At 38.4% G+C, this 12,756-nt stretch carries 10 protein-coding genes; 3 read left to right on the forward strand and 7 right to left on the reverse strand.

What is annotated here, in order from left to right; all coding sequences use genetic code 11:
• Nucleotides 1-74: 74 nt before the first annotated feature.
• Nucleotides 75-1,076 (forward strand): LacI family DNA-binding transcriptional regulator, encoded by a 1,002-nt coding sequence (locus BW142_RS18995; RefSeq protein ID WP_024594396.1) that lies wholly within the window; start codon nt 75-77, stop codon nt 1,074-1,076.
• A 19-nt stretch (nt 1,077-1,095) separates the two neighbouring features.
• Here the strand turns inward: BW142_RS18995 and BW142_RS19000 are convergent, their stop codons facing one another.
• Nucleotides 1,096-2,040, reverse strand: a complete 945-nt coding sequence (locus BW142_RS19000; RefSeq protein WP_076925957.1) for a LysR family transcriptional regulator — start codon at nt 2,038-2,040, stop codon at nt 1,096-1,098.
• 146 nt (nt 2,041-2,186) lie between these two features.
• Here BW142_RS19000 and BW142_RS19005 point away from each other — a divergent pair, with 146 nt between their 5' ends.
• Together BW142_RS19005 and BW142_RS19010 are read left to right on the forward strand one after the other, a co-directional pair.
• On the forward strand, nt 2,187-3,134 hold the full coding sequence (locus tag BW142_RS19005) for a sodium-dependent bicarbonate transport family permease (protein WP_076925958.1): 948 nt from the start codon (nt 2,187-2,189) through the stop codon (nt 3,132-3,134).
• Between the two features lie 298 nt (nt 3,135-3,432).
• Nucleotides 3,433-4,602, forward strand: coding sequence for an MFS transporter (locus tag BW142_RS19010; RefSeq protein WP_076925960.1), 1,170 nt, complete (start codon nt 3,433-3,435; stop codon nt 4,600-4,602).
• Here BW142_RS19010 and BW142_RS19015 read toward each other — a convergent pair.
• From BW142_RS19015 to BW142_RS19040, 6 genes are all read right to left on the reverse strand, one after another.
• Nucleotides 4,599-5,114, reverse strand: coding sequence for a M23 family metallopeptidase (locus BW142_RS19015; RefSeq protein WP_024600643.1), 516 nt, complete (start codon nt 5,112-5,114; stop codon nt 4,599-4,601). The genes BW142_RS19010 and BW142_RS19015 overlap by 4 nt on opposite strands.
• 89 nt (nt 5,115-5,203) lie before the next feature.
• Nucleotides 5,204-5,473, reverse strand: a complete 270-nt coding sequence (locus tag BW142_RS19020; RefSeq protein WP_076925961.1) for a YrhK family protein — start codon at nt 5,471-5,473, stop codon at nt 5,204-5,206.
• A 149-nt stretch (nt 5,474-5,622) separates the two neighbouring features.
• Nucleotides 5,623-6,963 (reverse strand): SPFH domain-containing protein, encoded by a 1,341-nt coding sequence (locus tag BW142_RS19025; RefSeq protein ID WP_076925962.1) that lies wholly within the window; start codon nt 6,961-6,963, stop codon nt 5,623-5,625.
• Nucleotides 6,956-7,294 carry a hypothetical protein gene (locus BW142_RS19030; RefSeq protein WP_024600640.1) on the reverse strand — a complete coding sequence of 113 codons (339 nt, stop codon included), beginning with the start codon at nt 7,292-7,294 and terminating at the stop codon, nt 6,956-6,958. Before BW142_RS19030 ends, BW142_RS19025 begins: the two co-directional genes overlap by 8 nt.
• Nucleotides 7,295-7,530: 236 nt before the next feature.
• The gene (locus BW142_RS19035; protein ID WP_076925963.1) at nt 7,531-9,024 is read right to left on the reverse strand and encodes a hypothetical protein; all 1,494 of its coding nucleotides are present in this window, start codon (nt 9,022-9,024) and stop codon (nt 7,531-7,533) included.
• A gap of 411 nt (nt 9,025-9,435) precedes the next feature.
• Nucleotides 9,436-12,528, reverse strand: a complete 3,093-nt coding sequence (locus BW142_RS19040) for a PilC/PilY family type IV pilus protein (protein ID WP_076925965.1) — start codon at nt 12,526-12,528, stop codon at nt 9,436-9,438.
• Nucleotides 12,529-12,756: the final 228 nt, after the last annotated feature.

The following is a 12,756-nucleotide window of genomic DNA, read 5'->3' on the forward strand; positions in this document are numbered from 1 at the left end:
ATTAACTTTTAATGACCCTTCGCGCTTTATATTTTATAAAGCGCGAGTAAAAACACATATAAGCTAGGACATCAATGGCGACAATTTATCAAGTATCAGAAATGGCAGGTGTGTCTTTATCAACTGTTTCAAGGGTACTTAACGACAACGACTACGTAAGCAAAAAAACTAAAAAAAAGGTATTAGAAGCAATGAAAGAGCTAGGCTATCAGCCAAGTTCTATTGCACGCTCTTTAGCCTCTAGCACTACAAACAGCGTCGGTATTTTAGTTTCGGAGTTGGATGGTCCGTTTTTTGGTCAAATGATGTCAGCCATTGAAGAACATCTTCGTATTGCGGGTAAACACGTTATTATTACCCCAGGGCACAGTGACGAGAAAAAAGAAAAAAGCGGCTTTGAATTTTTAATAGGCCGTAATTGCGACGCTATTATTGCCCACGTAGAAGCGGTATCAAACGAGTATTTAATTGAGTTAAGTAAAGGCAAAACCCCTATTTACTTAATGAGCCGCTACGTTAAAGAAATTGAAGAAAACTGCATTAGCCTCGACAACGTAATGGGCGGCTACTTAGCCACTAAAGCCATGATCAACAAAGGTCATAAAAACATTGCGTACATAGCAGGCCCGCAGTTTAAAGAAGATGCGTCAAATCGTTTGAAAGGTCACAAACAAGCACTAGCAGAATACAACATCACCTTTGACGAAAACTTATATTATGTAGGTGACTTTAAAGAAACTGGTGGCAGCGACGGCTTAAGGCATTTTATTCAAAATAAAGCGCAAATAACTGCTCTTGTATGTGCCAATGACGAAATGGCATCGGGTGCTATGAAATACGCCCGCGAACACGGTTTTAACCTACCAAAAGATTTAGCCATTATTGGGTTCGATAACGTAATTTTTACCAATTACCTCTACCCAACGCTTACTACAATAGATAACCCAGTTCCCGAAATGGGCCGAGCTGCGGCTAACTTAGTACTTAAAGACATTTATAAAAAAAGCGGCATAACAGTAAAGCACGTGTTTCAGCCAAAGCTTATTTTAAGAGACTCAACACCCGATATTAATTAACTTTAAACCTAATTTAAATCTAGTTTAAATCTAAGTTATGTAACTCATTACGCACCCACTGTGTACCTAAATATTGCTCTACGTGCTGCTGCGCAAACTTTAAAAAGTTACGTGCAGCATGCGATATGTGCCTATCTGTTCGCATTACAAAATACCAATGACTCGCTAAATGAGTATCGGTTACGTTTAAAATTTTAAAACTTGTATCGTCTGTTGCAAGTACATGGCGTGATAAAACCGCAATGCCCATCCCCGATGCAACCGCAACGCGTATTGCTTCATTACTCGCCATTTGTACGCTATCGCTCAGCACTAAGCCTCGGCTTTGTAACTCGCTTTCAAATAACATACGGGTCGCTGAGCCATTTTCTCGGAGTAAAAAGCGATACTGCATTAAATCCGTTAATTTAACGGCTTTTACGTGAGCTAGCGGGTGGTTTAGTGGCACTATAAATTCAAGTGGATTATGCAAAAAGCGCGCAGCTTGTGCGCTCTCAAGCGACGGCGGGTGGCTAAATACATAAATATCGTCCTCTCCTCGCTCAAACCTATCAAGCACCTCTGCCCTGTTACCAATCTCAAGCGGAAGTTCAACGTGGGGATGTAAATTACTATAGGGGCCAAGTAATTTCGGTAAAATATATTGCGCCGTATTAACCATCGCAATTTTACAACGACCGCGTGCCCCACCGTTAAGCTCGGTTAAAAAATCTTGATAATCGTCAAAATGACCAAACACCTGCTGGCAAGTTTTAAATAGCTCAAGTCCGGCATCGGTTACGTGTAGCTTTTGCTGTTGCATAAGTAATAACGGCTCACCTACCGCTTCTTGTAATCGCTTTATTTGTAGCGATACCGTTGGCTGCGTTAGGTGTAAACGCCTTGCAGTTTCGCTTATTGAACCCGTTTTAACTACGCTCATAAATACTTCGAGCAACCTAAACGATATATGTCGTAAATCCATACCTACCTCATAAACCTAACAAACAGCACTTAATAAATCAGATATAGATATTTATCTATAACTAACTCGTATTTATTTTATTATTTACTATACAAAGTTTTATCTACAATAGCGCCACTTAATTTACCACCTAGTAAGGAAAGCCAGTGCCTGATATTGTTGTTATGTTTTTTATTTTAGGATTAGTCGCGGGTATTTTACGTTCTGACTTGGCTATTCCAAAAGCCACCTATGACACATTAAGCTTATTGCTCATGTTAACCATCGGCTTAAAAGGCGGTATGGTGCTCCATGGCAACTTAAGCTGGCAACTACTGCCCGAAATGGGATCGGTAATGCTACTTGGCGCACTTATACCATTGATGCTTTACCCTATTTTAAAATACGTGATTAAACTCTCTGTTGCTAATAGTGCCAGCATTGCCGCACATTATGGCTCAGTAAGTGCGGGGACATTTGCTGTAGCGCTTGCCTATGCCGAATCAGCTAAATTGGTAGTGGGTGCAGAAGTAACCCTGTATTTAGTGATGTTAGAACTCCCTGCAATCATTGTTGGTTTATTGCTTTACCGAAAACTTGATAAACAAAACAGCCAAAAAAGTGAACCATCGTTAAAAGCGCTTTGGCACGAAACTCTTACGAACAAAAGTGTCATTTTGCTTATCGGTGGTGTCGTCATAGGTATGATGTACGGCACGGTTCAAGGCAGCCAAGTAACGAGCCTTTTAACCAGTAGCTTTAAAGTTGTTCTGGCATTATTTTTACTAGAAATGGGTTTAGTAGCCGCGCAAACTTTGCGCCCTATCCCCTGGGAACATTGGAAGCTCGCGGTATTTGCTATTGTCACCCCGCTATTTTTAGGTACGATTGGCACAGCAGTAGGCACACTTTTAAATTTAGAATTAGGCTCGGTAGTTATATTGGGAAGTTTAGTAGCCAGCGCCTCTTACATAGCCGCACCCGCTGCAATAAAAGCGGCAATTCCTAAAGCCGATATTGGTCTTGCTATGCTGAGCTCTCTCGGTGTAACTTTCCCGTTTAATGTGATTGTTGGTATTGGTTTATATCACCACCTTGCACTAGCAATACAATAAACAAATAAATGTTAATTTTATCACTTTAAAAACTGTTGAACCCTATTTTACATAGGGTTTAACACTTATAAATACTCACAAATATAAAACAATATCTACATAAAAACACTACAATAAAAAGTATACTCGATCCGATAATTTACCAAAACGATCGTTTTAAAATATATTTATATTGTTTAATAAAATATCACTTTACTTATTTTTAATTTGGCTCTAAATTCGCGCAAATTTTATTATTAAAGTAACCTCTAAAACTTTAAAACAGTGGTTATTTACCTTGATGAGTCGATAAACACACATGGCCGAATTAGCCGCCACAAGCACCTCTAATAACCCTTTAGCGCCTGTTATAGGGCTGTCATTTTTTGCTATCGCATCCGGCTTTTTAATGAGCCTTATTCCACTGTCGTTACCCGCATTCAAACTCGATGAAAACCTAGCGCCTTGGCTTGCGAGCATTTTTTACTTTGGCTTACTTATTGGCGCAACCACAATAGAGCGCATTGTGGTAAAAATTGGTCATCGCTTCGCATTTATATTATTTTTAAGCTTATTAATAGTCAGCGTGCTTGCACAACTTGCACTACCAAATACCGTTAACTGGTTAATTGCACGATTTGTAGCAGGTGTTGCTGTTGCCGGTGTATTTGTAGTTGTTGAGTCTTGGTTATTAATGACCAATACCGCAAAGTCGCGTGCAAAACGTTTGGGCTTATACATGACCTCACTTTATGGGGGCAGCGCGGTTGGTCAACTTGCTATAGGGCCGCTTGGCACCGAAGGTTCAACGCCTTATTTATTTGTAGCCTCGTTATTATTTTTAGCTATTTTAGCGCCTTTATTAATAACTAAAGGTCAGCCAGAAAAACAACATCTTGAAAAACTACCACTAAAAGAAATAAAATCACTAAGCCACCCAGCTATGCTCGGATGCTTAGCATCAGGCTTATTACTGGGCCCTATTTACGGCTTAATGCCTGTTTATATTGCAGCACAGACTGATCAAGCTCAGTACACAGGGACACTGATGGCGGTTATTATTTTAGGCGGCATGGTCGTGCAGCCGCTTGTGAGTTACTTATCTACTCGGCTTGAAAAAAGCTTACTGATGGGTATGTTTTGTTTAGTAGGCGCAGCTGGTGCTGTGGGTATATTACAAGCAAACACTTTAGCAGGATTAATAGTGAGCTACTTAATACTAGGCGCGTGCAGCTTTGCACTTTACCCGATTGCTATAACACTTGCGTGCGACTCATTGCCAATAGCAAAAATAGTCTCAGCAACTGAGGTCATGCTTCTAAGTTACAGTATTGGCTCGGTATTTGGCCCTATGCTTGCTGCCAATTTATCTGATGCATCAAACGGTATTGTGTTTTATTTAGCAGGCTGTTTAATCACTACCTGTATTTATATGTTTATTAAAAGCATTAAAAATATTCGCGCGGGTAAAACCCCAGTTGCAGGCTAATTAGTTTTTAATTTGTCGTGTGGACTCAAAAAAAACATCTTTTTCCAGCCTTGGCTTTGTGTTGTATAAAGCCATGGCATGGGCACTAACGATAAAATAGAATAATGTACATGAGGCTGCTTCCCTGCGGCATTTCCGGTATCGCCTAGTAACCCAATTTGACTGTTTATGCTTACAACATCACCTGCACTTACCGAGTAGTCATTTAAATGTGCAAAATAATGTATACGCCATTTAGGCCCAAGCACCGCAACCACTTTACCACCACGAGTTAATTCACCTGCAAATATAACAATCCCGTTTGTTGAGGCAACTACAGGAGTGTTCTTTATGCCAAAAATATCAATTCCTTTGTGCACACCCGACCTGCCCCAAGGCTCATACCAAAATGTATTATGGTTCCAATCTTTAGGTGTAGCACCTTGTACCGGAATCATTATTTTTTCGGGAATTAGTAAGCCTATAATTAATAAAGTAGCTATTCCAATTGCAATCCACTTAAGTACTTTCACTGCTCTATCCTTGATATTTAAATAACTTATACTGGTAAATTATTAGCCATAGTAACTGAACTCCTCATGAGTCGTATTTATGGTTTTATTTATGGAGTTTTATTTGAATGAAATACCCGACTAACATGTACTAAGCTGATCAACTTTAAAACAGGCTTTATAAGTAATTGGGCACTGCCCGCTATAAACAACCATGTGCCACTCTCTACTAATGAGTCATTTAAAAAGAAAAAACTACCAATTAAAAACCACACGGCAATCAAAAAATCGTTAAATGCACCCAGCGCTTCATATCGACGCTGGATGGTAATATGCTCTTGCCCTAAATCTAAAATAAACTGGTTACTGCTGGAGTCCATAAGTACTGCTCACTCTTTTATTTCATAATTTTAAAAGCCGGTTTTACAAGCTAAGCCTGCCATACAATAACAAAATTTACGCAATAAAAAACGTTGGCCAATGCGAATTAGCCAACGTTTTTATTGTTTGTACAATACTTAACTATTGTTTATTTTTTATCTTTTTCTAAACGTTTTTTAAGACTTAATGCTGCATCAGCGGCTAATAAGCGCATAAATTCAGAGCCATTACTTTGCTCGCCTTGGCTCCCGCCTATTACAATTTCAGGCACTAAACGGCTATTGCCTAAACTTGTAAATAAAGCAGTTTGAATTTTAACTTCTGCTTTTAGCGTTTCATCAAATACATACTTTGGATCAAGTGCAGCAGACTTAGCTCTTAAACGAGCCTCAGCTAAAACGTCCATACCTAATGCTTCTAAGCGTTGTTGCTTTAAAATCTCTTCTTGTTCTTTTGCAAGCTCGGCTTTTACAGCAACTCGTTGCTGCGCAGAAATAATGGCATTTGCCTTAATTCGTTCAGCATCAATTTGCTCTTTTATTTTTAGCTTTTCAGATTCAGCACGTTGCTTAGCAATTGCTTGTTCACCTAAAGCCACTTCGGTACGTGCTTGTTGCTCAGCTTTTTTAAGGTTTTGACGCGCTAGTGCTTCATCTGCAGCTGCTTGCTTTTGCGCTTCAAGGCGAGCGTTTACTTTGCTTTCGTAGTCAATATCAATAATGCTGGCATCAACTACTGTAATACCATAAGCGCCTAAAATAGGTGCATTACGCAGTGTATTACCTTCATCGTCCATTTTAATATTAATAGTGACGCGCTGCTGTTTACTTAAATTACCTAAATCGTCAGATTTATCGCGCTCACCGGTACTAATAATTTGTTCAGTAACAAAAATACCGTTGGTTAATTGATCAGCAAAATCTTGGCTTAATTGACCATTACCACCAGAGTAATGTTGCTCTACCGACATCATACGCGCCGATGCTTTTACATTTTCAGTGGTAGCACGCATTAATAAATTAGATATTAATGTTTCTTGTGAACCAAACTCTTCGTGTATTTTAAGTAAACCACGTAGAGCACCCGATTCTGCTGCTGGTACATTGCCTGGCAATCTAAAACGAGAAACACCGCGTGCGCCACCCGTTGTCGTATCTAAAAATCGAATGGGTATTAGCGGTACAATTGCGCTTGCTGTTGCGCCTGCGTCACCCGTAAAATTAATCGAAATTACTTTTTTATAAGCCGATGTAGTACCAAACGCTTTTAAATAAGGGCCGGCTTGATTTATTACGGTTAAGTTACCTGTAAAAGCCGATTGATGGACTAAACGCTCATCAGCTTCATTCCATGAAACAACTTGCGATGTCAGCGTTGCAATTACCGCTAATACAACAACAATTGATGAAACAACAATTACATTACGACGACCAAATCGACTCATAAATGAGCCACTTTTTACTGCTGGGACTGCTTTTTCGCTATCCATTTTTACTACTCTCCATGTTTAATTTCTTTTTAACAAAGTAAATAATTTCCTGTTCACTCAAATGTGCGCAAAAGCTACCAGAGCGATGTAACTCAACAAATGTTGCAAGGATTTCTTCTTTACCTTTTGCTGTTTTATCTTGGTTTTCTTGTGTTTGATTTTTTTCTGTTAGTTGAGTGATTAAATCATCCACTATCGTGTCTTTATCAAACAGTACGTTGTATTCCTTGGATTTTCTTACCCGACTTTTATGTACGTTGCTGTAAATTACATAAAGTGCAACGCATAAAATAATAACCAGTAAACTTAACCCAATAATATAAAAAATCATAAGCTCTACTTAAATTAGTTTAAATACTTAACGAGCAATAACAATTGTAAGCACTGCTTAACAAATGTTAACCCAGTAATTTTACAGTAAACCCGAGTAAAAAACAGATTAAAAATAAAGTTCAGCAGGTATATAGTAAAAACCGCACGTAAAAGTAAGCTTTTTTGAACAAAAAAATGCATGTCAGTTATTAACTGACAGGCATTAAACTAATATTTATTAAAGTGCTTTTTAAATTATTCGCATTGCACCCAATCAACACCATTTTCACCGCACTCATGCAGCATTGTTCCATCTTCTTGGCGGGTATCTCTAAACCATTTCCCTTCAATTGTTTTCGTAATACGTACGTTATCTGTGGTTTTGTATTTACGCCAAAAGCTAGCATCAATAGATGTTTCGTCATCAAACTTATAGGGCATAGCAGCGAGTACAGTAACTAAATCTTGAGTTTCTAAATCAGCAGCTTTGTCTTTAACATTTACCCAATTAGATAATGTTTGAAAATCGGCATTTTCTTCTCTAAAGGCAAAGTCAGTTTGATAAAACGATCCTGACTCAGTATAGCTAATGCTAAAACCTCGCTCGAACGGTGTATCTAAATTAGCACTAACGCATTCATCTGCTGCAGGAAAGTTAACCGATGGGCTTGTATTATCAACGCCATAAAGCACATTGCTTTGCTCAAAACTAACGTTCTCAATGCTAGAGCATCGGTAAGTACGATCGGCGTTAATGTAAACATCGTCTCTAACTGTTAATTTTCCATTTAATGATTCTTCGCCCCAAGGCGTATCTGTTGAATCCAATCGAGACAAAATAACGTCAATTGTGTCGAGTTCGTCTGTATTTTGAAGCTTTACTTGCTCATAAATAAGCTCAGCGCCTGCAAAAATAACTTTGTCGCGGTACCATGCATTTTCAAACCCATACTCTGCATCTTTTGCTGTGTCTTGGTAAATAACTGCTCTTACTTCTTCTGCATCAGGAAACTGAGCATCTAGCTCTTGCTTGAATTTATAGGCAGCTTTTAGTCCTTTAACAATTGCTTGTGCTCTGTCGTAAGCATCACTGTCACTATTGGCAATAAAATCTGAGTACATTTGTTCAGTAGACAAATTATAATGCGCTACCAAGTTTTGCATAACATTTGTTATTTCGCTTTGAAGATTTGCAAGTAACTCAGTATTTTCTTTGAGTGCATCACAACTTAAATTATTGCTACCAACTTTTTGTAATTGAAGGCTCAATTGCTCCCAAATAACGGTTGTTAAAGGTGATATATTTCGAATGTCTTCATCAGTTAAAGCCTCAATTGAGGGCGGAAATGACATTTGATACGCTTGTGTTACCTCTCCTAAATCCTCGTCAATTGCGCCAACAGGTACATCAACATACATAGTTGAATACGGCACACACAGCGCCTGCTCTTCTGTAAAATTAAAACTATAATTACCCGATTCTTCAGAGACTACAGAAGGTTCTGTTTGCTCGTCAAAAGTACCATCGCCATCAATATCTAGCCATACTATTGCACCAGATACATAGCCATCAATAACCTTTCCAGTAAGAGAGATAGTGTTAACTTCTACGGGATCTACTTTTATAGGATCAGGCTTAGCTACAACTGGCTCTACAACGACCACTTTATCATCGCCACCGCCGCCACATCCAACAAGGCCTAGCGTAAACGCTAATGAAATAGCTAACTGACTTTTTTTAAAAAACATACAAAGACTTCCTTTTTTGCACTTTAATTATTATTAAAAATCATATTGTTATAAATTAAATAAATAGATTTAAACAACAGAAATTTATTGAATTTTTATGGGGGGATGGCAACAAGTTAACATGCCCTGTACCTATATAATGACACGCCATGTTAAGTTTAGCTTTTACATTTGTTAATTAAATATAACTAATACCAGTTATTATTGACTAATATGGACTGCAAGTGCCTAGAGTAAAGGGCTCAAGTGATGACCGAGTTTTGTAAACGAATGTATATTACACATGGGTTGGTTTAGAGCGCTGCGATGACTATAAAACAATTATATAAGCAAACCATCTGTATTTTTGATTAGCTTCTAAAAGCAAAAAGCCACCTAAATAAGGTGGCTAAAGCTTATAGTATCGTATTATTAATTTGCCTGACTATCGTTTTCTTCGCGTTTATAAATATACGTTTGCTGAGTTTTGAAGCCAAAACCAATTGGTTCAGCGCCATTTACTAGCTTAACTTTTCCATCTTCAATATTTAAATTTGGTCCAAGTATTTCAATAGCTTTTATTGGCTTATCAGAACCCTCAATCCCAGGGCCTATTAAATAAAACTGACTAATTTGCGTTACATCCGTTTCATCATCCCAATCGCACTTACCATTGGCATCACTATCTTCACACGAAGGTCCTTCTCCAAAAAATAGTTGTGGTGTATCTGGTACATCATTACTTGTTGCAAATTTCACATCGTCATAAACCTTCGTTCCGTAATGCAAATGAAAGGCATAAAGCGACCCACCGCCACCTGTTAACGAGCATTGGTTTTGAGTTGATGAGGAAGATGCGGGCGTAAAGGAAGTAAAGTAAGCAACCCCACCAACGACTGTAGCTGCAGCAAGGGACTTCTCACCTGTCCCTAATTCATATCGCCACCCTTTAAATTCAGCTAACTTAACTTCAAGGTTAACAAACTTATCAACGTCATCAAGTGCGTTACCAAATGGGTCTTCATTCATTTTCATTAAATCATCTGGCACTATTGGATCTGGAAATTCAGTAAATATTTTTGTTAAGGTGTTTTCATCACGGATCATATAAAGCTGATCTTGCTCATTAGTAGCAAGTGGGTTTGAGCGGTTTCCGCTGCCTATCACAATTGCGTCGTACGGGGTGTCTAAACGAGTCGTGATCATTTCACCATCATAATTGGTCTTAGTAACTTTACTAAACAGCGTTCTAGCAACTAACGGTTTATAAAAAAAACGTCTGTCTTGTGACGCTAATGTACTGCCAAGCTCCGCAAGTTTAAAGTGAGTAATCTCATCTTCATCATCGGTGGGAATATCTACACGCCAAATATTACCGCCAGTATCGGTTGCATAAATTCGGTCAATATACCCATCGTAATCTGAGTCAAGCGTAGTTACATCCGCTGCAATACTGTGCTCACCGGTAAAACCATGTTCATCTGGAGTGAGCGCCCATACCTTTTCGCCAGTTTTAGCATTAACAATGTAAATACCTAGCCCGGTTTCATCTGTTGTTCTAATCGCATTATCTTTGTTTGTATCGTAGCCTGCGCCAAATATCAGCAATGGATCCTCACCAAACGCTTTAATATACGCAATTTGGGGCTTAGACCATGTTTGTGCTAAATATTTAAATTCTTCAGAGCCACCAACAATTGGCTTATTCCATAATTTTTTAGGTTTATCTGGGTCACTTATATCCAGGCCGTAGTAATTTTTACCGCCTCGGCGCATGCCTGTAAATGCCCAAACTTCATCGCCCTCACTTGCTTTAACAACGCCATCATTTAAACCATCAGTGTTTAAACTTTTATTATTAAAGAACACACTTATAGGGCCATCCATGCCATACACTTTTGTATTTGCGAGATTACTCCGCAAAGCCGGAATGTTTTTTAATAAGGCTGCAGGTGTAAAAGCCCACCTTTCTTCAACTGTATCGCCTTTGTCTTCAAACATATGTAAAAAGCCGGCATTGGTACCAACAAGTATATGAATACTTCCATCGCCGTAATCTATAGATACCGGTTTTGAATGCAAAGGGTCGCCAAAAATATTGATTCGCTGATCGACTGATGAGTCATCTCCATCTTCATTATCAACATCAACTCCTCGTGCCCAGCTAATATCATCTTCCTCTAAAGTTAACCCAATATTAGGAATCAAATCAGGGGCAAGATCGGTAACGGTACTTGTCGCTAAATTTAAAATGGTTTGTACTTTATCAAAAGTAAAATCAATAATACTGCCCGTTTTATCTATGTAAATTTTACGACTATCAGGGTCTAGGGTTGATAAAAGTAAATTTACGCCCCCCTGAGCTACTAAATTACCGTCTGCAGGCTTATTAGTTGGCAGCCAAAAAGTTCGTGCTTTTTCATCAATCAACCCATTATTATCTAAAGCTATTTTATCAGTTGAATCTACAATATTTGCACCAGACACTTTAAGCTTTTTTAAATTCCCGCTCCAGCGTGCGCCTGTTTCTGGGTAAAACATCGCAAAATAAATTGACTCTCGGCTACGAGTTTGGTCAACATTGTTACTTGCTACCGTAGGAGATGAAAAACTATCGTTAACTTCGCGTATTTTCGATATTGTATTATTAAGCGCTTCAGAAAGTTCAGTTGATGTATCTGCATGTAAGTACTCGCCTCCTCCCAATAAAGCGGTTTTTTCTAATAGTTTTTTACCATTTGTACTCATGCCACTACCAAAGCCGATAGTAAAAACTCGCCCAGTATCGGCAACCTCTGGCGTGGTGTCGTACAAGTCCACCTCAACATCTCTTGTACCATGTATTATTTGAGCTAAAGCAGCCAAATAGCTATTACTTGTAGTACTAGGATATGAACCAAAAGTAGATTTGTATAAAGCTCTTATATCATCATTTCGGGTAATATCTTGTGTCGGATCACCATCAGTCATTAATATTAAGCTAATTGAGTTATCACAACGCTCATCTGCACCAACAGCCTGTTGAAATGGAGAAACATAACGAGGTATATCACTACCACTTTGCTCTCTCTCAATCGTAGTATCTCGTTTGTCCGTATTTTGCCCATACCAAACCGTCTGCCCCGTCATATATAGGTAAGCTTCCCATAACGTCTCAGTGATAGGTGTATTCCCGCTAGCAGGCAGCTTTTTCATTTGATCCAATATTTTATCATGTGAGGAGCCTAGGCCAGCCATAACATAACCACCATCATTGCCATTAAAACGCATTAAACCAAAATCAATCGAGCTGTTATCATTTACTAATTGGGTCATCGCGCTTATACCAGCATCGATTTTTTTAGGGCCCCCATTAGGCAGCTTAGTCTTCATACTTCCTGATGTATCAAACACAATAAGCACGCGAGGGTTTTCGTCGGTTTCAACATTATGGTTTACGTATAGTTCTATATCTTCGGCAAATACAGAAAGGCTAATACCCACCCCGAATAACAAGGCAGCTATTTTTTTTAGTTTGAATTGCATTTTTAAATCCCTTTATTTGCGCTTTTTATTTTTATTGCGCAAGTTAATAACTACTCTATTCCGTGTTTAATTATTAGTAATATGGAGGTGGGACTAAAAATTAAAACAAAGGTAATATCTAGCTATTTATCACAAAACAGTGATTAGCATTCACATCTCGTTAATACTATAAAATATATATCATTTCGATTTTTAAATAAAAACAGACTAAAGTCAAAGGTATTAGGT

The sequence above is a fragment of the Pseudoalteromonas sp. EB27 genome, assembly GCF_001974875.1.
Lineage (GTDB): Bacteria > Pseudomonadota > Gammaproteobacteria > Enterobacterales > Alteromonadaceae > Pseudoalteromonas.

Excerpts from the sequence above, each read along its gene's own strand:
- BW142_RS18995 (WP_024594396.1), top strand. The coding sequence starts at position 75 with ATGGCGACAATTTATCAAGTATCAGAAATGGCAGGTGTGTCTTTATCA.
- BW142_RS19000 (WP_076925957.1), bottom strand. The coding sequence starts at position 2,040 with ATGGATTTACGACATATATCGTTTAGGTTGCTCGAAGTATTTATGAGC.
- BW142_RS19010 (WP_076925960.1), top strand. The coding sequence starts at position 3,433 with ATGGCCGAATTAGCCGCCACAAGCACCTCTAATAACCCTTTAGCGCCT.
- BW142_RS19020 (WP_076925961.1), bottom strand. The coding sequence starts at position 5,473 with ATGGACTCCAGCAGTAACCAGTTTATTTTAGATTTAGGGCAAGAGCAT.
- BW142_RS19025 (WP_076925962.1), bottom strand. The coding sequence starts at position 6,963 with ATGGATAGCGAAAAAGCAGTCCCAGCAGTAAAAAGTGGCTCATTTATG.
- BW142_RS19030 (WP_024600640.1), bottom strand. The coding sequence starts at position 7,294 with ATGATTTTTTATATTATTGGGTTAAGTTTACTGGTTATTATTTTATGC.
- BW142_RS19035 (WP_076925963.1), bottom strand. The coding sequence starts at position 9,024 with ATGTTTTTTAAAAAAAGTCAGTTAGCTATTTCATTAGCGTTTACGCTA.
- BW142_RS19040 (WP_076925965.1), bottom strand. The coding sequence starts at position 12,528 with ATGCAATTCAAACTAAAAAAAATAGCTGCCTTGTTATTCGGGGTGGGT.